We start from the raw sequence: 26,541 nt of genomic DNA, 5'->3' as shown, positions 1-26,541 counted from the left end.
AAATCGTAAAGGTAGATGTCGCCTTACGGCTCCTGTGAACTGTCCTTCAACAAGGTCCGGTCGAAGCTGCGCGAATTGGCCAGCAGCGGCGCCGGTTCGGCTATCGCCGTCCGCATATCCTGCTGCGGCGGGTGGGTATCATGATTAATTGCAAGACGACCCAGCGGCTCTGCCAAGAGGAGAAGCTTGCAGTTCGACGGCGGCGCAATCGGCGTCGTGCCACTAGTGCACGGACGCCAGCTTCTGTCTTGGCGCCGTCCAACCAGCGATGGAACCTCGCGTGCACGATCAGCTCGCGTCAGGCCGTCGATTTCAGGGCCTGAACATCAGCGATGACTGCCTGTTGGCAATGTCGGACACCTCGGTCTGAGGGCGCAGGCTCGTACGCGAGCTGGCGATCTGATCGCTGAACGGGGGCAAGCCGGGCATGATCGTCAGCGCCAATGGCATTGAGCTGACGTCCAATGCTGTGCTCGCATGGTGCGAGAGGATTGCGCCGGGCAAGCCGATGCAGAACAGCTACTTCGAGAATTTCAACAAGCGCGTGCGCGACGAACTGCTCAACGAGACCTTGTTCTCAGCGTGGGCCACGCCCGTGTCCAGATTACGGCATGGATGGAGGGCTACAACCACGAACGTCCACACTCAGCCCTAGGCTACGAAACCCCGGTGGCATTTGTCGCCGAACTGCACAAGCAATGGCCTGCTCCGCTATACCCTGCGGGTTCCGCTGCACAGGCCATTGCTTACCCTGGCACTCATGCGCAACAAAACGGCCCGGTTCTAATCCCAGATGGTGAAAAGTGGGGGGCACGTCAGTACGTTCGAATAGAACAAGTTCTGCATGAAATTGACGGAGTCAACGGCGCTCAAGTCATCTGCAAGGTATTACTTGGCTGATTTTTTTGCTTCTGCCGTCCATCCGCGTGGATTGATGGACAACTGATCGCGCATGGTATCCAGCGCTTTTTTCAACTGCTCCGCGATCATCGGATGTCGTGCGATCGTGTTGTGGGACTCATTATCGAGGGCAAGATCATACAAGGCAGGTGGGGTGGGATGACCAGCACCACCTCGCACAACGCCGAGTGGAGAGTTATCTTCGATCACTTCTCGGTATTTGAAATCCTTGTTGCGAACCGCAGAAACGTTCCCGGACCACGTGGTGAGATAGAACAAGGCATCATGGGGCGATTGTGCCTGTCCGCTTAACAGGGGGCGAATATCCTTGCCGTCGATCACGCGGTCTGTGGGGAGTGCAACACCTGCGGCAGCGAGCAGGGTTGGAAACATGTCGATGTTCATTGTCATGCCATCGATAACGCTGCCGGGACGAGCCACGCCGGGCCAGGCGACGAATTGCGGGACACGTTGGCCACCCTCCCACGTCTCGCCCTTGCGGCCGCGTAGATCGGATACAGCACCATCATAATCGCCGCCATTGTCGCTGGTAATAATGATGATGGTGTTTTCGGATAGCCCTTCCTTGTCGAGGGTAGCCACTATTCGACCCACCTGTGCATCAAGGTCTTCGATTACGTCTCCATATTCGCCACCGGCCGATTTGCCGGCGCGGTCAGGATTGGCATGGTGCGGCCAGTGCGGTGCAGTGAATGGCACGTATGCAAAGAATGGCTTGTCCTTGCTGGCGCTGATGAATTTAATGGCCTCATCGGCAAAGCGTTCGTTCAGCTTGCCCTGAACAACCTGATCGGGTGGGGTTTCGGCATTGGTACCGCGATATAGCGCCAAGGGCGCCATGTCGTTGCTATAGAGCACCCCGTAATAGGTGTTGAAGCCGAGATCGGTTGGCCTGCTACCCACGACATCGCCCAAATGCCACTTCCCGAAAGCGCCAGTGGTATATCCGGCCTTGCCCAAAGCCTCCGCCATCGTGATTTCATCGCGCGGCAAGGCATTGGCCCAGCCGAGTGACCGGCGCATCGTGGCGACCGGGTGCCCTGTTGGGAAAAAGACGTGGTGTTGAGCGTGACTGCGAACAGGCAGGCGTCCCGTCATCAGGGCGGCGCGCGAGGGAGTACATACCGGTGAGGAAGAGTAGGATTGGGTGAGTTTCGCCCCGCGTGTAGCCATCGCATCGATATTGGGGGTCGAAATCAGCCGATTGCCGTAAGCAGACAAGTCACCATACCCCAAGTCATCAAAAAACATGATCACGATGTTGGGCGCCTTGCCAGCCTGTGCGGTCTTCTTGATTCCCGCGAGATAGGTCTGCTTTTGTGCGGCGTGTTCGACTGCAGGTTCCGTGTTGAGCGCCGCCGCGCGTGCTAACAGGGTATTGGGCTTCATCTGTGCCGCAATCTCTACCTCGCCAGCGAGGGGCACATCCACGGTGAGGTGCTGCGTCGCACGGAACATGGCGTTCAGATTAATGGTGACACTGCCTTCGGGCACACGATCAAATCGGAAATGCCCTTGGCTGTCGGTCGTTTCTGCGCGCATCGCGTCGTCGAGAGTAACCGATACACCCGAAAGAGGCTTGCCGTCGGCCCCGATTACTTTGCCGATGATATCGCCAGCGTGTGCACCTGTCCCGGTAAGTACGGTGCTGCCGAGCAAGCCGAATACAATGGCAGCACGGCGTGCTGTTGTCAGAATCGAGGACACGATCGCTCTCCTAAGGCGTATTATATAGACAACGTTGTCCAGCATAGCCTTGCTGTCAACAGTGTTTTGACAGGGTTGTCATATGCCTCACTTTAAAGGAAATCTGACCTGCAAGCTGCGATCGATGTATCGCAAGTCTCCTTGCTATGTGCGAGTAGAGCCTACGGACTGCCGCTCAATCAGACGAAATGGTTCTATTCTGAAACGTGCTATACAGGCGGAATCGTCCCCAGCAGCTTCGATCAGCAGGTTTGCCAGTTCCCGGGCCATCGCGATCGTAGGTTGATAAACTGTGCTCATCCGCGGCCAGGTCATCTCTGAGACGAGCAACCCTCCAAAGCCGATGATCGAAAGATCTTCAGGCACTTTCAATCCTAACTCGACCGCTGCTGCCAGCACCCCGGCCGCCATCTCATCGTTAGCCGCAAAGATGGCAGTAGGTCGGTCACGCTGTTCGAGCAGATTGCGGGCGAGGGAAAGGCCGGACCCGAACAGGAAATCGCCCTGCTTCAGGTCAAGCCTGATGTCATCGATCTCGGCTGCGCCTTCCAGCACGCCGCGCGTCCTTTCGGCCTGTGCGCGATGATCTGCCGGACCTTTGATGAAGGCGATATGGCGATGCCCCTTGGCGGCCAGATGGGCCATGACCGCGCGGGCGGCAGCGTAATTATCGATAACCGTGCAGAAACCTTCGTCCAGTCTTGTGCCGGGGTTAAGGCGTGCAACATGGATCCCGCGCGTGGCGAACTGATCCAGCAGCCAGGGATCATCGCAAAGTGGGGGCACAAGCATGATGCCATCGACGCGCGTGCAATCCAGAAAGCGTTCGAATGCTTCGCGCCACAGCGGCTCTTCCGGGGCAGTCAGCGTTTCGATCAGCAGGCGGTAATCGGCCTTTTGGCAAGCCTGCAAGGCCCCGGCGATGACATCGCCGATATAGCCAGGCATCCGCCGATCCTGCCCGATTTCGTCGATCTGGTGGCGAAGGGCGGGGACGAGGGCAATGGCAAAAGCCTTGCGCCCGCGCATCTGGCGCGCTGCCTGATTAGGGCGGTAATCAAGGTCGACCATCGCCTGATCGACCCGTTTGCGCAGGTCTTCAGCCACTGAGGTATAGCCGTTCAAGACGCGCGAGACGGTCTTGAACGATACGCCTGCTCTGGCTGCAATGTCTTTGATCGTGGCGCGCGCCATCAGTTTTTCGAACGCCCCTTCCCATTACAGCCCGGTCTTTCCGCGGGCTTCACTAGCACATGTCCGATGCGTCGTTCTGCAAAAGTGATTGTCAGTGTTGACGGCGCTGTCAATGCATAATAGAAGTTGGACAACGTTGTCCATATGCGACTGTCGCCTTTGCGGGCGGAGACAAGGTTGCAGTGGATGGCGGGGTTGGCTGTCGGCCAGCGTTCTGAGGGTGTCGAGCTGGCCGTTGTCGCACGGTCTGCCGAAAAGTGCCGCAGCATGTCCATTCGAAGGACGCGCTTGCTCTCCTCAATCGCTGTCTCTTGCTGATCCATTGGGCGTGGGTCGCGCCCGCGCTTGCACGCTGATTGTAGAAACGGGGACAGGATCATGAGGAAAATTCACGTCAAGGCCGCACTTCTGGGCGGGATTGCCATTGTCGCTGCGACAGGTGCGCCAGTGATGGCGCAGGAGGCCCAGGGCGGGGCCGAAGTAGGCGCCGAAGAGGGTGGCATCGTGGTGACCGGTATTCGCGCCAGCCTTGAATCTGCTGCCGCGCAGAAAAAGGCAGCAGCCAGCGTGATAGACGCGGTTACCGCCGAAGATATCGGCAAGTTTCCGACCGAAAACGTTGCGGATGCAAGCCAGCGTATCACCGGCGTGCAGATTACCCGCACGCGCGGCGCGGGCACGGGCGTCAGCATTCGCGGCCTGCCGACCGATTTTACGCGCGTTCAGCTCAACGGCAGCACGCTGTCGTCGGCCAGCGTCGATTTGCGCGGCGGTGGTGCTGGCGGCGATATCAGCCGCGCTTTCGACTTCCGTCTGCTACCCACCGAATTTGTCAGCACGCTGGAAGTTACCAAGTCCCAGACCGCGGATATGCAGGAAGGCGGACTTTCCGGCACGATCAACGTAAAGACCGTGCGCCCGCTCGAACTTGGCAAGACGATGATCGTGGGGTCGGCATTCGGCGTTCGCAATTCCAATGCCGGCAAGATCAGCCCACGCCTTTCGGGCCTGGTGTCCACGACGTTGCTGGATGGGCGCCTCGGCGTGCTGGTAGGCGGCGGCTACAGCCGGGACCGCACCGAAACCCACGCAGTCAACAATGTCGGCTGGTCGACTACGCCCGAAGCCACGCTTGGGCAGGATATCAACGGTGACGGTGACCGGCTCGACCGATTCAACATTCCCAGCCAGATTCGCACCGAGATTGCGCGTGAGGATCGCAAGCGCACGGTGTTGACCGGAATCGTGGAGTTCGAGGCTACCGATAGTCTCAAGCTTTATGCCGAAGGCTTCTATTCGCGTTTCGACATCAACGTTGAAAGCCTTGAGAACCTGAACATCTTTACCGGTGCGCGCGGTGGGGTGTTCGATCCTTCAAGCACGAAGTTCCTGTCGATCGACGGCATCGATCCGCGTCAGTTGGCGTCGGGCGTGCCATTCGTAACCTCGCTTGGCCTGACCAACACCGACGTGCGCGCCAATGATCGCATCAACGATTCGATCGCGCAGACCTATTACGGCAAGGTGGGTGGCGAATTTACCGGTGAAAGCTGGTCGGCCAACCTCAGCTACGCCTACTCCAAGTCGAAGCAGACCGGCGATAACCTCAATCTTGCGCAGATTCAGCGTTTCGATGTTACCGAAAACTGCCAGCCGGGGCAGGACATCTGCGGCATTGCGCTTACCCCTGCATCGCAGGCGCGCTATCTTGATCCGACGCAGGGCACCGTGGCCAGCCTGAACGGCGCGTTCGGTCGCAAGACGCGCGATCAGGTGCAGGAGCTTAAGGCCGATCTGCGGCGCGAGTTTGAAGGTTCATTCCTCAAGCGTGTGTCGGTTGGCGGCGTGGCCTCGTGGCGCAAGACCTATGCCGATGCGACCACGCTGGTCGTGCCCGCCGCGGCTTTGGCTGGGCTTGCGGGCCTTCCGGCGAAGACGGGTGGTTTCGGCCTCGGCTCGTTCTATCAGGTTGTCACGGCGGCGAAGGGCGAATTCCTCGGGACGTACAACGGCACGCAGCCGTTCCCGACGACATGGCTCGCCACTGATACCGCAGCGCTGCTTGCTGCCGTGCCGCGTGACAAGCTGGCTGCGGTTCCGGGAGCCATCCAGGCCAATCCCAGCAGCATCGTCGATGTGCGCGAGCGCATCATGGCGGGGTACATCCAGGCCGATTTCGCCTCGGACGATGACCGGTTCAGCGGCAATGTGGGCTTGCGCGTGGTCAATACGCGCGAGATTGCAAACGGATTTGCGCCGAACCTGTCGGGCCTGATCATTCAGGTGGAAACGGGCGGCACCGTGACCGTGCCGCCTGCCGGAGCGATTGCGGCGCGCAACAGTTATACCAACTGGCTGCCGTCGGCGAACTTCAAGTTCGCGCCGAACGACAACTGGGTTTTCCGCGCGGCATTTTCACGCACGATGAGCCGTCCGTCACTCACCCAGATTTCGCCCTCCACCACGATCACCGGCGGGGGCGGCAACTATACGATGACATCGGGCAACCCGGCGCTCGAACCGTTCGTGTCGACCAACTATGACGCGACGGTCGAATGGTATCCCAACCGCGATACGACGCTGACCGTGGCGCTCTTCGCCAAGAAGCTCGCTACCTTGGTGCGCCCGACGACGGACTCGGTCATCCTTCAGCCAACGTTCTTCACCGCGTCCACCAACACCAGCGTTACCCGCGATCAGGTGTTTCAGCGCACCCGCCCGACCAATGAAAAGGGCGTAACGCTGAAGGGGTTCGAACTGGGCTTCCAGCAGATCTTCACGTTTCTGCCGGGGCCGCTGGCGAACACCGGCATTCAGGCGAACTACACATACATCTCGAACTCCGATCCGCAGGTTCTCACGGCGGCCTCGAAGAACAACTACAACATCAGCGGGTTTTACGAGGATGACCTCTTTGCCCTGCGCGCATCCTATACGTGGCGCGACAAGTTCGTGTCGCTTGGCCTGCCGGGTGGCTATAACGGGTTGGGTATCACCACGCTCCCGCGCGGCAACCTTGACGTGAACCTGACCGTCAACGTGACCGAGCAGGTTTCGCTGATCGCCGAAGCGACCAACGTGCTCGACAACGTGGACAAGACCCGCACGACTCTGGGCGATCTTCCGGCAGACTATTTCGATGTCGGTCGTCAGATCCTTGTCGGCGCACGCTTCCGCTTCTGACGTGCCTTTTCGGGATGGACGCAGCCGGACCGGGCTGCCGTCCATCCCGAAGCGGGCAGTTGCGATCTCCCTCCAACTGCCCGCACTTCTTTTCTTGCTTGCGGGGCAGCCATGACCAGCATCACACGCCGTACATTCGCCGCCGGGTTGCTGGCCGCATCGACCCTCTCGGGCGTGACCGGTGTTGCCGCGCGATCATCCGGTTCACGGCGTCCGAACCTGATTACTATCGTGCTGGACGACATGGGGTTCTCAGACCTCGGTTGTTACGGTGGCGAAATCGCCACGCCGAATATCGACAAACTGGCTGCGCGAGGGCTGCGTTTCACGCGTTTCGATTCCAAGGCGGTGTGTTCTGCCACCCGCGCCGCGCTGCTGACCGGACGGAACGGGCATACGGTCAACTTCCCCGATGTGCCCGACACTGCGTGGGGCGATAATGGCCGCCATTTCGGGCCGAACGCCTATCATCTGCCGACGAACATTCGCACCACTGCGCAAGTGCTGGGTGATGACGGCTATGCTACGTGGGCGGTGGGCAAGTGGCACCTGATCCCGCTGGATCAACTCGCCCCTGGCACGCCGCGCGCGAACTGGCCCCGTGCGCGGGGCTTCGATTACTTCTACGGCTTTGCGCGGGGCTGGACTGACCAGTATCGGCCCGCGCTGGTTGAAAACGACGACTACATCGATCCCCCTTTGCCGCCGGGCTATCACCTGACGGCTGACCTGATCGACAAATCCATCCATCTGATCGCCAATCGCACTGCCACCAAGCCGTTCTTCCTGCAGCTTGCGCTGGGGGTCGCCCATTCGCCGATACAGGTGCCAAGCGAATGGGCGGATCGTTATCGCGGCAAGTACGATGCTGGCTGGGATGCGATCCGGCTGGCGCGGTTCAAGCGGATGCGCGAAATGGGGCTGATCCCTGCAGACACCGTGCTGCCCCCGCGTGAAAGCGATGACCGCGCGTGGGACGATCTGAGCGATGATGAACGCGCGGTCTTCGCGCGCTATATGGAAGTTTACGCGGGGTTCATCGAACATGCCGATGCGCAGATCGGCCGCCTGCTGACTGCGCTTGAGCAGCAGGGCCTTTCCGAAAACACGATGGTTGTTCTGCTGTCAGATAACGGCGCAGCGTCTGAAGCGGGGCAGGCGGGGTTCTTCGCAGAGCTTTATCGCCCGAACACCATCCCTGTGAGAGAGCAGCGGCAGCGACTGGGCGAGATGGGAACCGCGGCAACGCAGGCGGAATATCCGCGCCCGTGGGCTATTGCCAGTTGCGCGCCTTTCCGCCGTTACAAGCTGTTTCCCTACCTTGGTGGCGTGCGCACGCCGATGATCGTATCGTGGCCGTCCGTCGTGAAGCACGGCGGGGGTATCCGGCGTGAACTGGTCGATGTGGTCGATGTTGGGCCGACCCTGCTCGCCGCTGCAGGGCTTGAATTTCCCGCCACTGCTGGCGGGGTTGCGCAGATGCCGGTGGCCGGGCGTTCGTTCCTGCCGATGTTGCGGGATGCCGGGGCCAAGGGCCGGACGCGGCAGTATTTTGAACTGCGCGGGCATCGGGCGATCACCGATGGGCGGTGGCGTGCGGTGGCCATCCACAACTGCGCCAACGAATATGCGCAGGACGCATGGCAACTGTTCGATACCGAGGCTGATTTTTCCGAAAGCGCTGATCTTTCCGCGAAACATCCCGAGATCGTCGAGCGCATGAAGGTGCTGTGGCAACGGGAATGGTTGCGCCATGTCGGCGTTCCACTTTCCCAACCAGCGCCCAATATCTGCCGGTTGAACGAGGAGTACAATCAGCCCACCATGCGGATACCCGACCGGTAGGAATTGCCCCCGACTTTACGCCGTGCCGGTGCTTGCCTATTCCCCTCCAGAGCAATCAGGCGGGGGAATGGATTTGTCAGCCGACGCAAACACTTCGATGATCCTTGAGGGTGACGGCTTTCTGCTGGAAGTCCTGCCCGAGCGCGGCGGTGGCATCGGGCGGTTGGAGTGGAACGGCGTGCCTGTGCTGCGCGGTGCGTGTGGGCTGTCACCGCTGGATTTGGCCAGCTTTCCGCTGGTGCCGTTTTCCAATCGTATCGCGGCGGGTCACTTCAGCTTTGCCGGACACGAAGTTTCGATCGCGCCCAATATGTCCTCGGTGGATGCGGCCAATCCTTTGCACGGTTTCGGGTGGTTGAGTGCGTGGGCTGCGGTCCCTTGCGCCGATGGTCAGATCGCCATCGAACATGTGCATCGGCGCGGTGGCTGGCCGTGGCAATATCGGGCGCGGCAGACTTTTGCGGTTTCGCCCGCGGGCCTCACCATGCGTCTGGCACTGCTTAACGCGGATGACACGCCGATGCCCGCCGGACTTGGCTTCCACCCCTATTTCCCGCGCGAGGCGCGCACGCTCTATCGTGGCTTGCACCGCACGGAATGGCTGGTGGATGCCAGCGGGCTTCCCACCGGCCGGCAGGATCAACCGACAGCGCAGGACTGGTGGCACGGACAGCCGATTGCCAGCCGTGTGGTCGATACCGTCTATGAAGGGCGTGAGGGCGACCTTGAGATCGTTCAGCCTGAACATGGTATCCGCATCACCATGCGGCCCTCGGCCAATCTGGGTTGCACGGTGGTCTATACGCCTGCTGATGCCGATTTCTTCTGCGTTGAGCCGGTCAGCCATTCTACCGATCCGCTCAATTGCCCGGCTGCGCAGCACGCGATGCACATTTTGCAGCCGGACGAGGAGATGGTGGCCGAGGTTTTGTTCAGCGTATCGGCGCTTTAGGCTTCACTCCGCCGGAGCCGCGTTCGGGTCTGCCGGTTGCAGGTGCTTCGGCAGTGGTTGACGTTCGGGACTGTCGTCAAAGCGTTCACGAAGGCGGAAGGCTTCCGGGGCTTCGGCCAGTGCAGGCGTGGAGTATTTGCGCGCTTCCTTCCACCACAGTGCCTTCAGTTCGGCGACCTTGGCGGGATATTTCGCAGCAAGATCGGTGCTTTCCGAAAAATCGGTCTGCGTATCGTAAAGCTGCCACACGTCGATTTCAAAATCGGTCATCTGCTTGTGAACCGCCACCGCGCGCCATTTGCCGCTGGTGATCGCGCGGTTTCCACGCAGTTCGAAATACTGGACCTTGCGCCCCGGCGCCTTGGCAGATGCCAGCGTCGCGCGGATCGATTTTCCGGCCACCGGCAGCTCGGCCACATTGCCGACCTTGGTGGGAAAGCGCGTGCCGGCAACCTCGGCGAAGGTCGGGGCCAGATCGGTCACGTCAACCAGTTGCGAACGGATTGCCCCGCGATCCTTGATCGCTTTGGGCCATGAAACGATCAGCGGCGTGCGCACGCCGCCAAGCTGCGGCCAGACCTTGTAGCGCCGGAACGGCGTGGACCCCAGCATGGCCCAAGGGCGCTGATATTCGGACTGCGTCTTGTCCGTGCCCAGTTCGTCAATCCGCGCCAGCATCTGTTCGGGCGTCAGCTTGTTTGGCGCATAGAGGCGTTCGAAATTGCCCTTCTGCCCGGCTTCAGAGGCTGCGCCATTGTCGCTCATCACCACGATCACGGTGTTTTCGAACTGGCCGGTCTGTTTGAGGTGATCGACGAGGCGGCCAATCTGCGCATCGGCGTGCGAAACGAAGCCTGCATAAGTTGCCATGAAGCGCGCGAACACGGTCTTTTCGGTTGGGGTAAGGTCGGCCCACGCCCGGTCGCCGGGATTGCGTTCGGGTAGCATGGTGTTCGCGGGCACGATTCCCAGCGCTTTCTGCCGCGCAAGCCGGTCTTCGCGCATTGCGTCCCAACCCTTTTCGTATACGCCGCCATAGGAATCGATCCATTCGCGTGGCACCTGAATGGGTGAATGGCCTGCGCCAAAGGCAAGGTAGACGAACTTCGGCGCGGCTTTCTCGCCCGGTTTGGGCGCGGGCAGGGCCGCGATGGCGCGATCGGTGATATCGACGGAGAAGTGATAGCCGGGCTGGTTGGGCGAGGGCAGGCGGCCATTCCCTTCGATCAGCTTGGGATGGTACTGGTCGGTCCAGCCGAGGAAGAAGCCGTAGAAGCTGTCGAAACCGCGCTGCAGCGGCCACGATGCGTTTTTGCCCGGCGTGCCGTCTTCCTGCTCTGGCGCAAGATGCCATTTGCCAAGGCCGATGGTCTGATAGCCCGCACCACGCAGCACTTGCGCGATGGTCTGCGCATTGTGCGCCAGTTCGCCACGGTCGCGCGTCATGTCAGCCGGGTTCAGCTTTGCAGCCGGAAGATCGGCCATGTGCACGGTCTGCGGATTGCGTCCGGTCAGCAATGCTGCGCGCGTGGGCGTGCAGACGGCTTTGGTATCGAAGCGGTTGTAGCGCAGGCCCTGCGCCGCCAGCCCATCGATCGCAGGTGTGCGAATTTCGGATCCGAACGATCCGATGTCGGAAAAGCCGACGTCATCCAGCACGATGACCACGATGTTGGGCCTGTCCTTGGCTGGTGCTGCCCATGCAGGTGATGCCAGTGCCGATGTGGCGGCAAGAGCGCCAAGGATCGGGCGGGCAAGATTGCGGAAAGTCATGTGCAGACAGGTCCTTCTGCCGGTGGCGCAGTGGATTCGCGCATCACGATTGTATGGTCGATAATATCGGTGCGGTGGGCGGGCAGGTCGCCGGAAAGGCGCGCGAGATTGATCGCCAGTTCAGTGGCCTTGCGGGCGATTTCGGTCACGGGCTGGCGAACCGAACTGAGCCTTGGCCACATGCGCAGCGCCAGCGCGCTATCGTCGAACCCGGCCACTGAAAGGTCTTCGGGCACACGCAGCCCGCGCTTGTGCGCCATCGCCACGATCGCCGATGCGGTATCGTCGTTGCTGGCGAAGATCGCGGTTGGCCGGTCAGGTCTGTCAAGAAAGGCGTCTGCCGCCTTTATGCCCGCGTCAAACGACAGCGCGCTGGTAACGACCAGAGAGGGATCGAGCGTCAGCCCAGCTTCCTGCAGCGCGCGCGCATATCCGGCGAAGCGCGTTTTGTGAACGAGATGCCGGTGTTCGGCCCGCAGAAAACCAATGCGCCTGTGGCCCAGCGCGATCAGGCTGGCAGCCATATCATGAGCGGCGATCTCATCGTCGATGCGTATCGACCAAACCCCGTCAAGTTCATCGCCCGGAGATGCGGCAACCACCGGCACATTAACCAATCCGCTGCACAGTTCGTCCTGAAGGATGCCGGCGTAAAGACCCGGCAGGACCAGTGCATTCGCGCCTGCTGAAACCACATCCAGAACTGCAGCGAGCACATCTTCGTGCAACTGGCGGCCCAGGCGCCGCGTCATCAGTTGCGCGCCCAGTGCGCTGGTGGCCTCCACCGCGCCGCCCAGCACCGAACTGATGAACGAAAAGTCGTCGCGACTCAGCAGCAGACCGATTCGCGTGGTGTCTGCTCCGGCCAGCGCCTTGGCGGCGAGGTTCGGGGTATAGTTCAGCGCGCGCACAGCCTGCATCACCGCTTCGCGCGTGGCTTCTCGTACAGGCTTGGAATTGTTGAGCACGTTCGAAACCGTCATCGCCGAAACACCGGCCGCGCGGGCTACGGTTTCGATCGTGATGGCCTGATTTTTTCTTCGCGGACTCTTTGCCAAGTCACCTGTCTCCGGCAGCATCTGGTACACCCGCCGCACGATTACAGCGGCGGGGCCGAAACGGAATACGGATCAGGTCGATGGCAGACCGGCCGCGATGGCGCGGTTGTAGCCACGCATCCCGATCAACATGACGACGACGGATAGCGGGGAGGCGATTGCGCAGACGATCGAGATGGCATCGGGCAACCGCGCCGGGTCGGCAAACACGTAATCGGTGACGAGGGCGATGGCCAACGGGCCCCCGGCAGCGCCGATCAGGTTTACCAGCAGCATGTATCCTGCCGAAACCGATGCGCGCATCCGGTTGGGGGTCAGTTCCTGCAAAGCGGCCAGCCCACCGCCAAAGTTGAACCCGGCAAGGAAGGTCATGGCCCCGATCAGCGCCAGTGCTGCGCGGTAATCGGCCATTTGCGGAAAGGTGGACGTTACCGGGATCAACAGTGTGAAGCCTACCAGCGCAACATGGAGATTCGCGCGTTCGTATCCCCGACGGCGCAGGGCTGAAGCCAGAAATCCGCCGATCAGCGTGCCGCCAACGCCGCAAATCGCGGTGATCGCGCCATAGGTGCTGCCGATTTCCGCCGTGGTCAGCCCGTACTTGCGCTGAAGGAATGCCGGAATCCAAGCGCCGGTGGCGTTGCCGACAAGGATCATCAGCGAAAAGCCGATGCCAATGCCGAAATAGGCCTGCCAGTGGCGCTTGAGGTGGCGCAACAACTCACCCATCGACGGGCTGGGATCGCTGCGGCCCGTGCCCATGCGCTTCGGTTCTGGCACCAGCAGCATCGCCAGCGACAGCAGCACACCCGGCAGGCCGAGCATCAGGAACACCAGTTGCCACCCGCGTACCGAACCGATCAGTGGCAAAGCCACATCGCTCGAAGGTGGAACGACCGTTGAAAGCAGGCCGCCCAGCACCAGCGCCGATGCACCGCCCACATAGATGCCCATCTGATAGACGCCCAGCGCCGATGCCAGCCGTTCTTTGGGAAAGTAGTCCGAGAGCATCGAATAGGCCGCCGGGCCAAGCCCGCCTTCGCCCGCGCCAACGCCGATCCGCGCGGCAAAGAGCGTGCCGAAGCCGCGCGCAAGGCCACAGAGCGCGGTTGCCACGCTCCAGATGAAAATCGCCCCTGCCACGATATTGCGCCGGTTCGCGCGGTCTGCGAGGCGGGCTACCGGGATGCCGACGACCACATAGAACATCGTGAAGCTCAGGCCGTAGAGCAGGCTCATCGCTGTATCGCTGACGGCAAGGTCTTCCTTGATCGGCTGCACCAGCAGAGCGAGCGCCTGACGGTCGACGAAGGCCAGTGTATTGGCAAGCGCGAGCATACCCGCAGCGAACCATGCCTTCGATGGCGAAGGCCATTTGCCCGCGTCGGGCGTGTCCATGTCTGCAAGCTGACGGTCGCGCATATCGGCCAATTCCCCTCGCCAATTCCCAAGCCGTCATGCGGCATGTTTAACGCTAAAAATGCGCTTGTGTCCGACAGGTGTCAAGCGTTCGCAAGGGCTTGTGGCGGAATTGCCACAGCGTTCGGCTAATTTGGAATAGCGCTAAACTTCATTGCTTGACCTTGCATTCGGAATCGGTGTTTAGCGTTAAACGAATTTTCGAGTCTGCTCGGCCGTATCCGGCTGGGCTTGGTTGTGGCGAAGGGCGCGCGAGGTGCTCCCGCCATGTTCACGGGGGAGTACCTGTATGTTTTTCCGCACCTCGTTTGCGTCGGCGATCGCGCTTGGCGCTGCTGCCGCATTCCCGGCAACCGCTTTTGCGCAGGACATTGCGCAGGCTGAAGAAGCTGTCGTCGAAACTGCGCCCGGCGAAATCGTCGTCACCGCGCAGAAGCGCGCCGAACGTCTGCAAGACGTGCCTCTGGCCGTGACCGCCGTTACGTCCGACGCCCTTGCAAAGCGCCAGATCAATGACACCAATTCGCTGGTCCAGGCGATCCCGTCGCTGTCCTATCAGCAGGGCGCGAACCCGACTAACACCAGCTTCCGCGTTCGCGGCATCGGCACCGCGCTGTTTGGCCAGGGTGTTGAATCCTCGGTTTCGGTGGTTGTTGACGGTGTGGTTACTGCGCGTGCGGCGCAGGGCTTCTCGGATCTGGCCGACATCGAGCGCGTCGAGGTGCTGCGTGGCCCGCAGGGCACCCTGTTCGGCAAGAATGCTTCTGCCGGCGTTATCAGCGTCACCACGGCGCGTCCTTCCAATGACATGGAATTCAAGGGCGACGTAACCGTTGCCGAGCATGATGAATATCGTGCTCGCGCCACGTTCTCCACCCCGCTGACCGATAGCGTGCGCGCGCGCGTCTCTGGCTTCTATAATGACGTCAAGGGCGTGACCTACAACATGGGCACGAACAAGTGGGTGAACGGCACCGAAAGCTGGGGTGTTCGCGGCAAGCTGGAGTGGGATGCGGCCGATACGCTCAACATCCTGTTGACCGGCGAATATCGCAAGATGAACTCGGATTGCTGCGGTTCGACGCTCATCGCGATCCGCAATCCGCTGTTGCAGCAGGTCGTTGGCCCGATTGATGCCAGCCGCGAAAATCGCACGATCAACGAAGACAGCGATACTTATGCCAACAGCAAGTCGCAGACCTATTCGTTGCAGGCTGACTGGGATCTTGGCGCTGCAACATTGACCTCGCTTACCGCGTACCAGAAGTACGATCTGGAAGTGAACCAGCCGATCGACCGCATCAATTCGACATCGCCGATCTTTCTCGGCACGGCAGCATTTGCGCCATATACCTTCTGGAACCAGAACCACGGCATCGTCGATCTGGAAGCGATCAGCCAGGAAATGCGTCTTGCCAGCAACGGCAAGAATGACCTGAACTACGTCGTTGGCGTATTCTATATGCACAGCGACATCGTGCGTCCGTTCGACCGTCGCCGCGCCCGCTGCACCGCCGGCGTGGTGGGGCAGCCCTGCGCAACGGCCAATGTCGTGTGGCAGTCGTCATCCAGCCGCATTCGCCTGAAGCAGGACAGCATCGCGGCATTCGCCCAGGCAGACTACCTGATCACCGGCGGCCTTCGTGCCATCGGCGGTGTTCGTGTGCAGTATGAAACGGGCACCAACAGCGGCACCCGCACTGCTCCGATCGTGGCTGGCGACAATGTATTCCCTGGCAATGCCCCGGTCAGCGGCACGTTCTCGGCCAGCGACACGGCAGTTACCGGCAAGGCCGGTCTGCAGTACGAGTTCAGCCGCAACGCGCAGGTCTATGCAACCTACACCCGTGGCTACAAGGGGCTGGGCTACGAGATGGAAATCTCGGCTGACCTTGCCAACCAGAGTGCGGTGCAGCCTGAATGGGTGAACGCCTATGAAATCGGCTTCAAGGGCAGCACGGCAGACCGTTCGCTCAGCTTTGCTGCGGCTCTGTTCCAGTCGGACTATTCGAACCTGCAGGTTCAGGCCAACCGTTCCGATCCGCAGACCGGTGTGATCCAGTTCGTGACCACGAACGCAGGTTCGTCGCGTTCGCGCGGTTTCGAAATCGAAGCCACCCTGCGTCCAACCGATGGCTTCTCGGTCAACGCAGCGGTCACCTATGCTCAGTCGCGCATCAACATCAATGGTCTGAACTGCCCGATCCAGCAGCAGGCAGCCGCTCCGGTCCTGTCGGGCACGCCGATCAACATCTGCTACCGCACTGCAGCCGGTGCAACGCCGCAGCAGAACCTGCGCAACCGTTCGCTGCAGGCCAGCCCCGATTGGCGCATCAACGTGACGCCGCGTTACGACTACGAAGGTGAAAGCCTGAATGCGTTCGCGCAGGTTGCGGTCAACTTTACCAGCGAGCAGAACTTCACGGCCGAGCAGGACCCGCTCACCGTGCAGCCCTCCTATACTCTGGTAGACGCGACGGTCGGCATTTCGACGCCGGACAACCGTTACAGCCTGACGGTGTTCGCAAAGAACCTGTTCGACACGAACTACCTGACCAGCATCGGCCACAATTCGCTGATGTCGACGACGGCCAACCCGTTCGATCTGGTCGGCACCTACAACAAGGACTCCAGCCGCTACTTCGGTGCGACCATCGGCGTCCGCTTCTGATGATGGCCGGGCCGGATATTGTCTGGCCCGCCACCCCGGTCCGCGCTTCGGCGCGGATCGTCTCCCGACTGTCGCGCGGCGGGGCGTGCCCCATACGTGCCCTGCCAGCCCCGGAACCCGGCGAGTCTCCCACGTCATGGTTCCGGGCGCGCGGCAGCGGTGAGATATTGTCGAGTGCCCTTCCGACCTCCAAAAGCGTGAGACGATGACCGAAAGCCAGACCACGTTGCCCGATCCGCTTGCTCTTGGCGCTGAGGCCCAGGCCTGGGTCGAACGCACCCGCGATGCCATGTCGGTCGAAGAACTGGTCGGCCAGCTTTTCGTCTTCTCCACTTCGCAAGACAGCGCCGAGGAACTGGCGCCGCTGCTGGCGCTGAAGCCCGGCGGCATCAACCGTTTCCCCACGACCGATCTTGCCGCATTCCGCAGCGCCACGATGACGGCGGTCGAACAATCTGCCGTCCCGCCGATCTTCACCGGTGATATCGAAGGCGGCACGATCAGCTATCCGTTCGCCACGGCGGTGCCCAATCTCATGGGCCTTGCCGCGTGCAATGATCTTGCCACGACCGATGCCATTGCCCGTTTGGTCGCGCGCGAAAGCCGCGTGCTGGGTTATGACTGGTCGTTCGGCCCGGTGGTCGATATAAATCACGCCTTCCGCAGCGCGATTGTCGGCACGCGCTCGTTCGGGTCTGATCCCGAAGTGGTAACCGCGCAGGCGCTCGCCTATATCCATGCCTTGCAGGAAGAAGGCGTGGCCGCCTGCGTAAAGCACTGGCCCGGCGATGGTTTTGACGATCGCGACCAGCACCTTGTCACCAGCGTAAATCCACTGTCCGTGGACGAATGGCACGCGCTGTTCGGGCGCATCTATGGCCGCATGATTGCGTCGGGCGTGATGACGGTGATGTCCGCCCACATCGCGCTACCCGCCTATATCCGCGCACGGATGCCCGATGCCGGGCGTGAGGCGTTCCAGCCCGCAACGGTGTCGCGCCTGCTCAATCAAGATCTCTTGCGCGATGAGCTGGGCTTCAAGGGCCTCGTCATTTCCGATGCTACCGGCATGGGCGGGTTGACCGGCTGGATGGAGCGTTCCGAAACCGTGCCCGCCGTGATCGAGAACGGGTGCGACATGTTCCTGTTCAGCCGTGCACCCGCACGCGATTACGGCTTCATGCTGGATGGCCTGCGCAACGGCAAACTCTCCGAAGCGCGACTTTACGAAGCCGTAACCCGCATCCTGTCGCTCAAGGCCCGGCTTGGCCTGCACGAACGCGCACCCGAAGCGCGGATGCTGCCGCTGGAAGACATGCGCGAAAAGCTGCGCACGCCCGCCCATCTCGAAGCCGCGCAGGCGGCTTGCGGCCAGTCGGTCACGATGGTCAAGGACGCGCAAGGGCTGCTGCCGCTCAACCCTGCAACGCACGCCCGCGTCGTCTATTTCGCGGAAGAGGGCTACAGCTTTTGGGACGGCGCACTGGCGCGCAGCTACGAACCGTTCCTGTCAGCCATGCGGGAGCGCGGTTTCCAGATGCGGCCTTACGATACCGATCTGCCGCCCACGCGCGAAGATACCGATCTGGTGCTCTACCTTGTCGGGCAGGAAGCCACGCCAAGCGCATCGCGGATCTATCTTGATTTCGTGAAGCTGCACGGCGGAATGCGCAAGGCCATGAACCAGTACCCGCGCGAAATCCCCACCGCGCTGCTCTCGTTCGGCCAGCCCTACTATCTTTACGATGCGCCGCAGATGGCCACCTGCATCAATGCCTACAGCGCCATCGCGCCGGTGCAGGAAGAGGTCGCGCGCCGCATTGCCGGGAACGTGCCGTTCACCGGGAAAAGCCCGGTTGACCCCTTCTGCGGGCAGGACCAACTTCGCTACTGAAGGAGAGGCGATGACTTCGCGGCCAAACGATCAACGCGCCCGGCTTGAAGCGCTCTATGCCGATATGGCACCCACTAGCCTCACCCCCTTGTGGGAAAGCCTGCACGCACTGGTAACGCCCGAACCGGTTTCGCCCGCTGTGCCGTGGCGCTGGACCTTTGGCGAAGTGCGCGATTTCCTGCTGCGCGCGGGCGATATCATCAGCGCCGAACAGGCCGAACGCCGCGTGCTGATCATGGAAAACCCCGGTATTCCCGGCCAGTCCGCGATCACGCCCAGCCTCTATGCCGGCCTGCAACTGATCCTGCCGGGCGAAGTCGCGCCATGCCACCGCCACACGCAGAACGCGCTGCGTTTCGTGATGGAAGGCAGCGGCGCCTTTACCGCGCTCGATGGTGAAAAGGCGGTGATGGAGCCGTTCGATCTCGTGCTCACGCCTTCGGGCCAGTGGCACGATCACGGCAACCAGACGGATCAGCCGATGATCTGGCTCGATGGCCTCGATATCCCGACCGTGCGCCTGTTCGACGCGAGCTTTGCCGATAGGCTCGATGTGGCCGCCCATCCTGAAACCGCGCCTCCCGGCGATACGCTCACGCGCTATGGCCACAACATGCGTCCGTTGAGCGGCAGCGCCGCAGATCGTCGCCCGGCCAATCGCCCGCTGTTCCATTATCGCCATGCCGATTGGCGCCCCGCGCTTTCGGCGCTGGCTGCCAGTGCCGATATCGACGCGCATCTTGGCCATGCGCTGGAATTCCTTAACCCGGCAGACGGCGGCGCGGTGCTCTCGACCATTTCCGCGCATGTTCGCCAGTTGCCCGCAGGCTTTGAAACCCGCCCGCGCCGATCGACCGACGGCACCGTGTTCGTCGTCGTGGATGGCGAAGGCACGTTGCTGCTGGGTGAAAAGGAACTGCCTTTGACCCCGCGCGATATCGTGGTCGTCCCTTCGTGGACCACACACCAGTTTCAGGCGCGCAGCGATCTCGTGCTGTTCGCCTATTCCGACAAAGCTTCGCAACAGAAGCTCGATCTCTACCGGGAGCAATTGCTTTGACCCTGATGTTCGATCCCCAGCCCGCCACCATTGCCAAGCTGAGCGACGGGCGCGAATTTCCCGTCCGCCGCCTGTTCTGCATCGGTCGCAACTATGCCGATCATGCCAAGGAAATGGGCGTGGAAGTGGACCGCGAAGCGCCGTTCTACTTCACCAAGTGGGCTGAAACGGTGATGCCCTCCGGCTCGACGATTGCTTACCCGCCACAGACGGCCAATTACCATTACGAAGCCGAACTGGTCATCGTGATCGGCAAGGGTGGCCGCAATATCGCAGTGGAAAGCGCGCTGGATCATGTGATGGGCTTCGCCACCGGCCTCGACATGACCCGCCGCGACCTTCAGCTTGATGCCCGGGCCAAGGGCCGTCCGTGGGACACTGGCAAGAACTTTGAAGAATCCTCGCCGCTTGGCCTTGTTCACCCGATTGCCGAAACCGGCGACATGGCGACCGGTTCGATCCGCCTGACCGTTAACGGTGAAGTGAAGCAGGATGCCGATCTGGCCGATCTGATCCACTCGGTGCCCGAAGTGATCGCTTATGTTTCCAAAGGCTACCGGCTTGAGCCGGGCGATCTGATCTACACCGGCACGCCTGCGGGCGTCGGCGCGGTGAAGCCCGGCGATGTGCTGGTCGTTTCGATCGCAGGCCTGACCGACACCACCGTCACCATCGGCGATCTCGCCCGTGACTGAGCCCCTTGTCCTCCACGGCTTCTGGCGCTCCACTGCGTCGTGGCGCGTGCGCATCGCGCTGGGCCTTAAAGGTCTGGCGTGGACCGGCGTCGCGCACCATCTGCGGCTGGGCGAACAGAACGCGCCCGAATACCTTGCGCTCAACCCGCAAGGCTTCGTGCCCGCGCTGGTCGTGGGGGACAGCGTGCTGACGCAGAGCATGGCGATCTGCGAATACCTTGATGACGTTCATCTCGAACCCGCCCTGTTGCCGGCTGATCCCCTCGCGCGGGCAAAGGTTCGTGCGGCGGCGCAGGTTATCGGATGCGATATCCATCCGGTGCAGAACCTCAAGGTTCTGAAAATGCTGCGCAAACGCGGGCTGGATGAAGCGGCGACAAACGCCTGGGCCGCAGAAGTGATCGAAAGCGGTCTGGCAGCTTTCGCAAGCCTGATCGATGGCAACGACGGTCCCTACTGCTTCGGCAGTCAGGTGACGCTGGCCGATGTGCTGCTGGTGCCGCAACTCGGCAACGCCCGGCGGTTTGGCGCGAAATACGATTTCGGGCGGATCATGGCGATAGAAGCGGCGTGCATGAAGCTCGATGCTTTCGCCAGGGCCGTGCCGGAATTGCAGCCCGACGCCGAAGCATAAAGGAGCGCGGGAGAGTGAAGGGCGAAAAGACCATGACGAACACACGGCGCCAATTCCTGAAGACCGGTCTTGCGGGGGCCGGAGCAATGGCGGCCACGGCTCCCATGCGCTCAATGGCTCAGCCCGCGCCCGGTACTCGCCCGAACATCGTGTGGATCGTCAGCGAAGACAACAATCCCTTCATCGGTGCCTATGGCGATGCTTTGGCCCACACGCCGAACATCGATGCGCTGGCAAAGGCGGGCATTCTGTATCGCCACGCCTATTCCAACGCCCCGGTCTGTGCACCATCGCGCTTCGGCATCCTGACCGGCGTCCTGCCCGAAAGCTGCGCGCCTGCACAGCACATGCGCGCCGATGCCAAGGCGGCGGGTATTCTCCCCAGCTATCCCGATCTGCTGCGCAAGGCAGGGTATTACGTCACCAACAACGTAAAGACCGATTACAACTGCGATATCGATCCCAAGGCGATCTGGGACGACAGCAGCACCCGTGCGCACTGGAAGAACCGGCCAGAGGGCAAGCCCTTCATGGCGGTGTTCAACCTGATGACCACGCATGAATCGCAGAATTTCAAACCCACGCCGGGCCGGGTGAAAGCCGAAATGGTCCGCGTGCCCGCCTACATGCCCGATACGCCGGTCATCCGCGAAGACATCGCCGGATACTACAACCGCATGGAGATCATGGACGGGCAGGTCGGCAAGCTGCTGGCCGAACTCGACGCGGCGGGTCTGGCTGACGATACCATCGTCTTCTACTATTCCGATAACGGTGGCGTCCTGCCCCGGTCAAAGCGCTATTGCTATGATTCCGGGCTGCGTTGCGCCCTCACCGTGCGCGTGCCGTCCAAGTGGGCGCACCTTGCGCCAAACGGGCCGGGCAGTGTGGTGAAGGCTCCGGTCAGCTTCATCGATCTGGCCCCCACCGTCCTCTCGCTGGGCGGCGTGCCCATTCCCAAGACCATGCAGGGCAAGGCGCTTCTGGGGGCAGCCGCGCAGGCACCGGGCAAGTATGCCTTCGGAATGCGCAACCGCATGGACGAACGCTATGACTTCGTGCGCACCGTCACCGATGGCCGCTGGCGTTATGTCCGCAATTACATGCCGCATCTGCCGCTGATGCAGAATCAGGCCTTCGCGTGGCTGGCCAAGGGCTATCAGGAAATCGACCGCCTGCGGATGGAAGGCAAACTTTCGCCCCTGCAGCAGCGTCTGTTCGAAGAGCGCCCCTTCGAAGAGCTTTACGATACGCAAGCCGACCCGGACGAAACGGTGAACCTTGCGGCAAGCTCCGCCCAAGCCCCTCGCATGGCGGCCATGCGCCGCGCGCTGGACGCGCACATGCTGGCCATCAACGACAACGGCTTCATCCCCGAAGGCTCGACGCTTGAAGGCTATGTCCCCAGCCGTGTAGCCGGTGCCTATCCGCTCAAGCGCCTGATGGTACTGGGGCAGGTCGCCGCGCGCGGTGACCGGCGCAAGGCTGGCGTTCTGCGCGCCGCGTTGAAGGACCGTAACGAGGTGGTGCGCTTCTGGGGGGCGACAGGCTTTGCGGTTCAGGGCACTTTCGGCAATGACCTGCCGCTTCTGGCAAAGATCGCAAAAGCCGATCCCGTCCCGCAAGTGCGCGTTGCGGCGTGCGAAGCGCTCGCCCGCAGCGGCGATGCCGCCACGGCCTGCCCGCTTCTGGCCGAGATGCTGGACGCTTCCTATCACAGCAAGGTGCGGTTGCAGGCGCTGAACGTGCTGACCCGCATGGGACCAGCAGCGGCTCCTGCGCTTGATCAGCTTCGCGCGCTGACCACGGTCAAGGACGAATACCTGCCCAACGCCGCGCGGTTCGCCGTGCAGATGCTGGAAGGCACCTATGACCCGGCCAAACCGATCTACGACCTTGAGGCTCTGTTGAGCCGGGGAAGCACGAACGGACCTTCGCCAAGAGACTGATTTGCGTTGCCCGACTTTGACAGCGCAGTCTGATCGAGGTCGCCTGACAATCGAAGCATGTTCAAAAAGAATTCGAGGAGAAGATGATGACCGGAAACCGTTCCATCCGCAGGCTCGCTCTTGGCACCGTAGCCACCTTCGCGGCAATCGTTTCGCCACTTGCCGCGCAGGCGCAGGAAGCCGCCACGCCCGCACCCGCTTCCCAAACGCCCTCGTCAGAACGCCCGCGCAACGTGATCTTCATTCTGGTCGACGATCTGCGCTTCGATGGCCTTGGCTTCCTTCAGCCCGGTATCAAGACCCCGAATATCGACAAACTGGCCGCAGGTGGCAGCTACTTCCCCAACACCCGCGCCACCTCTTCGCTGTGCAGCCCCAGCCGCGCCACGATCCTCACCGGTATGACCGCGCGCAACCACGGCGTGGTGGACAACAACCATTCGTCCGAAGAGGGGCTGACCTTCTTCCCCAAGTATCTGCAGGGGCAGGGTTATCAGACCGCGTTCCTCGGCAAGTGGCACATGGGCAACGACACGCCAGACCCGCGCCCCGGCTTTGACAAATGGATCAGCTTCAAGGGGCAGGGCAACTATTACCCCAACACCGGCATCAGCGATGAAGCCTTCGCCAAGGGTGCGGTTCACATGCTGAACGTCGATGGCAAGGAAGTGCCGCAGAAGGGCTATATCACCGACGAGCTGACCGACTACGCCCTCAACTGGCTGAGCAAGGAGCGCGATTCAAAGAAGCCCTTCTTCCTCTACCTCAGCCACAAGGCCGTCCATTCCGATCCGCTGCCCGCGCCGCGCCACGCGCATCAGTACGACAATTTCCAGTTCAAGCTGCCCGCCAGCGCCGCCAACACGCCCGAAAACTACAAGGGCAAGCCGCGCTGGGTCTATGATCAGCGCAACACCTGGCACGGCATCGATTTCTTCTACAATTCCGACATGCCGATGACGGAATACCTGAAGCAATACTACGCCACGCTTTCGTCGGTGGACGACAGCGTTGGCCGCATCATGCAGTATCTGAAGAAGGCCGGGCTGGAAAAGGACACGCTGGTCGTCTTTGCATCGGACAACGGCTTTCAGGTGGGCGAACATGGGCTGATCGACAAGCGCAACGCCTATGAAGCGTCAGTCAAGGTGCCGCTGGTGATGTATGAGCCGGGCACGGTGCCCGCAGGCGTCGTCAACACCGGGGCTATCCGCAATCTCGATTTCGCGCCCACGTTCCTTGATCTGGCAGGGGCCGCCAAGCCCACCCAGTTCGAAGGCAAGAGCGCGTGGCCGCTGATCACCGGAAAGCAGGCCGCCAAGGACTGGAAGGCGCCTGACTTCACCTATGAATACTACTGGGAATGGACCTTCCCGCAGACCCCCGGCACCTTCGCGATCCAGCGCGGCAACCTGAAGTATATCCAATACTACGGCGTCTACGACATCGACGAGCTTTACGACGTCGCTGCCGACCCGGATGAGATGACCAACCTTGCCGAAGACCCCAAGTACCTCGAAGCGAAGATTGAACTGCGCAAGGCGCTGTATGACCAGCTGGCCAACCGCGAAGGCAAGCACGTCATCCCCTATACGCAGCGCCAGTCCATCGGCGCGGTGCGGCGCAATCGCAACGGCACCGGCGCGGCACCTTTTCCCGATGAATGGCTGGTCGAACCCAACCGCGAAGATCGGCTCGACCCTATCGTGAACGACAGTCTGGCCAAGCAGGCGGCACACGAACGGGGTGAAAAGTTCGTTCCATCGCCGATCGTCGGCCAAGGCACCAACAGCGTCGAACACGGCATCAAAAGCCTGCCGAAATCGGCAAAGAACTGATTGCTGATCCTTTTTTGAGATCCACCCTCGTCGTTCAAGCAGTTGGACGATAAGGCACTCGGACGGGGAGGCGGCTTGCTGTCTCCCCGTTTTTTTGTTTGATACGTTTTGGCCGATATCAGGCCGATACAAGGGATGACGATGACCGATCTTCACACGGGAATGCGCCTGATCGAAGGCGGCACTTTCACGATGGGGTCAGAAGCGTTCTACCCCGAAGAAGCGCCCTTGCGGCGGGTGAAGGTCGACAGTTTCTGGATCGACGAAACGCCCGTCACCAACGCACAGTTCGCCGCTTTCGTCGCGGCCACCGGATATGTCACCGTGGCCGAAATCGCGCCCGATCCAAAGGATTATCCCGGCATGTTGCCCGGCATGGACCGCGCCGGATCGCTGGTGTTCCACAAGACGGCAGGCCCGGTGGACATGGGCAACGCAGGCAACTGGTGGCATTTCACGTTCGGCGCTTGCTGGAACCACCCGTTGGGGCCGGACAGCGATCTTTCAGGCCTCGAAGATCACCCCGTCGTCCATGTCGCCTATGCCGATGCCGAAGCCTATGCCAGGTGGGCGGGCAAGGATTTGCCGACCGAGGCCGAGTTCGAATTTGCCGCACGCGGCGGGCTGGAAGGCGTAGAGTTCGCGTGGGGTGATGACCTCGCCCCCGAAGGCCGCATGATGGCCAATTACTGGCAGGGCCTGTTCCCTTTCGCCAACCAGATGCTTGACGGATGGGAGCGCACTTCGCCCGTCCGCAACTTCGACCCGAACGGCTATGGCCTGTACGATCTGATCGGCAACACGTGGGAATGGACCTCCGACTGGTGGAATGAAAAGCCGCAAGGCCCGAAGAAGAAGGATTCGTGCTGCGCGCTCAGCAATCCGCGCGGCGGCAAGCTGAAAGACAGCTTCGACCCCTCGCAGCCCGGCGTGCGCATCGGGCGCAAGGTGATCAAGGGCGGCTCGCATTTGTGCGCAGCCAACTATTGCCAGCGTTATCGCCCGGCGGCCCGTCACCCCGAGATGGTCGATACCGCAACCACGCACATCGGCTTCCGCTGCGTCGTGCGGGTATGATTAACTATAGTATTACTGACAGGGGTGGTGTGGTGTGAACGCATCACTTCGGCGCAAATTGCATCGCGCCGGATTCTTCGTGTGACAGTCGTGTGGCGAATCGTTAGACCAAAGTCTCACAAGTCGTCCGGCGCGGCCTTGGGAGAGGATGCGACAAAAAATCGCGCCGCGCCGGATGTTATTCCTATATCGTTATGAACACGATCAGCTTGCGTTGCTGTCCAGCGCGGCCCTGATCCCTTGTTCTGCCTCGGTCGCATCTGCGATGAGCTTGCGCAGGGCTGTTGCGGTGTCTTCCATCAGACCAGCGCTGACCGGGCGCTCCGCATTGATGAAGCGCCGGATGGCGCGCTCATCAATGCCCAACCGCCGCGATGCTGCGGTCGCCCCGCCCAGAACCTGCACGCAAAAGGCAAAATGCTCGTTCATATCGTTGGGCATGGGATGAAAGACCGTCATTGGAGTGCAGGGGCGCGCGCATTTTATTACTAACGCACGCGCCCTCTATCCAAATTTCAGGCGCTGGCCAATTGTGGCCGGTTCGCCACCAGATTGTCCACCACGCCCGGGTCGGCCAGCGTAGACGTGTCGCCCAGATTCGACATGTCGTTTTCACCGATCTTGCGCAGGATGCGGCGCATGATCTTGCCGGAGCGGGTCTTGGGCAGGCC

Annotated in this window: 17 protein-coding genes and 1 pseudogene; 12 read left to right on the top strand and 6 right to left on the bottom strand. The window is 61.4% G+C overall.

The genetic code is table 11. The features are described from left to right. Positions 1 to 51: 51 nt before the first annotated feature. A pseudogene (locus ACOVQ0_RS09460) lies at positions 52 to 787 on the top strand (integrase core domain-containing protein); the annotation flags it as partial. Between the two features lie 101 nt (positions 788 to 888). On the opposite strand, the gene ACOVQ0_RS09455 reads toward ACOVQ0_RS09460, so the two are convergent. After that, the gene (locus tag ACOVQ0_RS09455) at positions 889 to 2,628 is read right to left on the bottom strand and encodes a sulfatase-like hydrolase/transferase (RefSeq protein ID WP_421883416.1); all 1,740 of its coding nucleotides are present in this window, start codon (positions 2,626 to 2,628) and stop codon (positions 889 to 891) included. Between the two features lie 144 nt (positions 2,629 to 2,772). Continuing rightward, positions 2,773 to 3,822, bottom strand: a complete 1,050-nt coding sequence (locus ACOVQ0_RS09450) for a LacI family DNA-binding transcriptional regulator (RefSeq protein ID WP_421883412.1) — start codon at positions 3,820 to 3,822, stop codon at positions 2,773 to 2,775. Positions 3,823 to 4,200: 378 nt separating this feature from the next. Here ACOVQ0_RS09450 and ACOVQ0_RS09445 point away from each other — a divergent pair, with 378 nt between their 5' ends. From ACOVQ0_RS09445 to ACOVQ0_RS09435, 3 genes are all read left to right on the top strand, one after another. Continuing rightward, on the top strand, positions 4,201 to 7,005 hold the full coding sequence (locus tag ACOVQ0_RS09445) for a TonB-dependent receptor (protein ID WP_421883409.1): 2,805 nt from the start codon (positions 4,201 to 4,203) through the stop codon (positions 7,003 to 7,005). Between the two features lie 111 nt (positions 7,006 to 7,116). Next, the gene (locus ACOVQ0_RS09440) at positions 7,117 to 8,850 is read left to right on the top strand and encodes an arylsulfatase (RefSeq protein ID WP_421883406.1); all 1,734 of its coding nucleotides are present in this window, start codon (positions 7,117 to 7,119) and stop codon (positions 8,848 to 8,850) included. A gap of 67 nt (positions 8,851 to 8,917) precedes the next feature. Then, positions 8,918 to 9,802: an aldose 1-epimerase gene (locus ACOVQ0_RS09435; RefSeq protein WP_421883403.1), complete on the top strand. Its 885-nt coding sequence runs from the start codon at positions 8,918 to 8,920 to the stop codon at positions 9,800 to 9,802. A 3-nt stretch (positions 9,803 to 9,805) separates the two neighbouring features. Here ACOVQ0_RS09435 and ACOVQ0_RS09430 read toward each other — a convergent pair whose 3' ends face one another. From ACOVQ0_RS09430 to ACOVQ0_RS09420, 3 genes are all read right to left on the bottom strand, one after another. Then, positions 9,806 to 11,575: an arylsulfatase gene (locus ACOVQ0_RS09430; RefSeq protein ID WP_421883400.1), complete on the bottom strand. Its 1,770-nt coding sequence runs from the start codon at positions 11,573 to 11,575 to the stop codon at positions 9,806 to 9,808. Then, positions 11,572 to 12,633 carry a LacI family DNA-binding transcriptional regulator gene (locus ACOVQ0_RS09425; RefSeq protein ID WP_421883397.1) on the bottom strand — a complete coding sequence of 354 codons (1,062 nt, stop codon included), beginning with the start codon at positions 12,631 to 12,633 and terminating at the stop codon, positions 11,572 to 11,574. The genes ACOVQ0_RS09430 and ACOVQ0_RS09425 overlap by 4 nt, the downstream gene beginning before the upstream one ends. Positions 12,634 to 12,705: 72 nt before the next feature. Then, the gene (locus ACOVQ0_RS09420; protein ID WP_421883394.1) at positions 12,706 to 14,055 is read right to left on the bottom strand and encodes a spinster family MFS transporter; all 1,350 of its coding nucleotides are present in this window, start codon (positions 14,053 to 14,055) and stop codon (positions 12,706 to 12,708) included. A 286-nt stretch (positions 14,056 to 14,341) separates the two neighbouring features. Here ACOVQ0_RS09420 and ACOVQ0_RS09415 point away from each other — a divergent pair, with 286 nt between their 5' ends. The 8 genes from ACOVQ0_RS09415 (at position 14,342) to ACOVQ0_RS09380 (ending at position 25,870) form a co-directional block, all read left to right on the top strand. Further along, positions 14,342 to 16,723: a TonB-dependent receptor gene (locus ACOVQ0_RS09415; RefSeq protein WP_421883391.1), complete on the top strand. Its 2,382-nt coding sequence runs from the start codon at positions 14,342 to 14,344 to the stop codon at positions 16,721 to 16,723. A gap of 205 nt (positions 16,724 to 16,928) precedes the next feature. Continuing rightward, entirely contained in the window at positions 16,929 to 18,617 is a 1,689-nt protein-coding gene (locus ACOVQ0_RS09410; protein ID WP_421883388.1) for a glycoside hydrolase family 3 protein, read from the top strand. 10 nt (positions 18,618 to 18,627) lie between these two features. Further along, positions 18,628 to 19,677 carry a gentisate 1,2-dioxygenase gene (gtdA, locus tag ACOVQ0_RS09405; protein ID WP_421883384.1) on the top strand — a complete coding sequence of 350 codons (1,050 nt, stop codon included), beginning with the start codon at positions 18,628 to 18,630 and terminating at the stop codon, positions 19,675 to 19,677. Positions 19,678 to 19,682: 5 nt separating this feature from the next. Next, positions 19,683 to 20,372 carry a fumarylacetoacetate hydrolase family protein gene (locus ACOVQ0_RS09400; protein ID WP_421883422.1) on the top strand — a complete coding sequence of 230 codons (690 nt, stop codon included), beginning with the start codon at positions 19,683 to 19,685 and terminating at the stop codon, positions 20,370 to 20,372. Further along, positions 20,365 to 21,006, top strand: coding sequence for a maleylacetoacetate isomerase (gene maiA / locus ACOVQ0_RS09395; protein ID WP_421883381.1), 642 nt, complete (start codon positions 20,365 to 20,367; stop codon positions 21,004 to 21,006). Before ACOVQ0_RS09400 ends, maiA begins: the two co-directional genes overlap by 8 nt. A gap of 32 nt (positions 21,007 to 21,038) precedes the next feature. Beyond that, positions 21,039 to 22,955 (top strand): sulfatase-like hydrolase/transferase, encoded by a 1,917-nt coding sequence (locus ACOVQ0_RS09390; protein ID WP_421883378.1) that lies wholly within the window; start codon positions 21,039 to 21,041, stop codon positions 22,953 to 22,955. 86 nt (positions 22,956 to 23,041) lie between these two features. Then, positions 23,042 to 24,793, top strand: coding sequence for a sulfatase (locus ACOVQ0_RS09385; protein ID WP_421883375.1), 1,752 nt, complete (start codon positions 23,042 to 23,044; stop codon positions 24,791 to 24,793). Positions 24,794 to 24,955: 162 nt separating this feature from the next. Beyond that, a complete protein-coding gene (locus tag ACOVQ0_RS09380) occupies positions 24,956 to 25,870 on the top strand; it encodes a formylglycine-generating enzyme family protein (RefSeq protein ID WP_421883419.1) in 915 nt (304 codons plus the stop codon). A 204-nt stretch (positions 25,871 to 26,074) separates the two neighbouring features. On the opposite strand, the gene ACOVQ0_RS09375 is transcribed toward ACOVQ0_RS09380, so the two are convergent. After that, positions 26,075 to 26,329, bottom strand: coding sequence for a hypothetical protein (locus tag ACOVQ0_RS09375; RefSeq protein WP_421883372.1), 255 nt, complete (start codon positions 26,327 to 26,329; stop codon positions 26,075 to 26,077). Positions 26,330 to 26,541: the final 212 nt, after the last annotated feature.

This window comes from Novosphingobium sp. (assembly GCF_049240505.1).
GTDB lineage: Bacteria > Pseudomonadota > Alphaproteobacteria > Sphingomonadales > Sphingomonadaceae > Novosphingobium.
Note: the sequence above shows the minus strand (reverse complement) of the source record. Positions and strands in the feature narration are given on the sequence as shown.

Coding starts and splice junctions, on each gene's coding strand:
- ACOVQ0_RS09450 (WP_421883412.1), bottom strand. CDS start 3,822: ATGGCGCGCGCCACGATCAAAGACATTGCAGCCAGAGCAGGCGTATCG.
- ACOVQ0_RS09445 (WP_421883409.1), top strand. CDS start 4,201: ATGAGGAAAATTCACGTCAAGGCCGCACTTCTGGGCGGGATTGCCATT.
- ACOVQ0_RS09440 (WP_421883406.1), top strand. CDS start 7,117: ATGACCAGCATCACACGCCGTACATTCGCCGCCGGGTTGCTGGCCGCA.
- ACOVQ0_RS09435 (WP_421883403.1), top strand. CDS start 8,918: ATGGATTTGTCAGCCGACGCAAACACTTCGATGATCCTTGAGGGTGAC.
- ACOVQ0_RS09430 (WP_421883400.1), bottom strand. CDS start 11,575: ATGACTTTCCGCAATCTTGCCCGCCCGATCCTTGGCGCTCTTGCCGCC.
- ACOVQ0_RS09420 (WP_421883394.1), bottom strand. CDS start 14,055: ATGCGCGACCGTCAGCTTGCAGACATGGACACGCCCGACGCGGGCAAA.
- ACOVQ0_RS09415 (WP_421883391.1), top strand. CDS start 14,342: ATGTTTTTCCGCACCTCGTTTGCGTCGGCGATCGCGCTTGGCGCTGCT.
- ACOVQ0_RS09410 (WP_421883388.1), top strand. CDS start 16,929: ATGACCGAAAGCCAGACCACGTTGCCCGATCCGCTTGCTCTTGGCGCT.
- gtdA (WP_421883384.1), top strand. CDS start 18,628: ATGACTTCGCGGCCAAACGATCAACGCGCCCGGCTTGAAGCGCTCTAT.
- ACOVQ0_RS09400 (WP_421883422.1), top strand. CDS start 19,683: ATGTTCGATCCCCAGCCCGCCACCATTGCCAAGCTGAGCGACGGGCGC.
- ACOVQ0_RS09390 (WP_421883378.1), top strand. CDS start 21,039: ATGACGAACACACGGCGCCAATTCCTGAAGACCGGTCTTGCGGGGGCC.
- ACOVQ0_RS09385 (WP_421883375.1), top strand. CDS start 23,042: ATGACCGGAAACCGTTCCATCCGCAGGCTCGCTCTTGGCACCGTAGCC.
- ACOVQ0_RS09380 (WP_421883419.1), top strand. CDS start 24,956: ATGCGCCTGATCGAAGGCGGCACTTTCACGATGGGGTCAGAAGCGTTC.
- ACOVQ0_RS09375 (WP_421883372.1), bottom strand. CDS start 26,329: ATGACGGTCTTTCATCCCATGCCCAACGATATGAACGAGCATTTTGCC.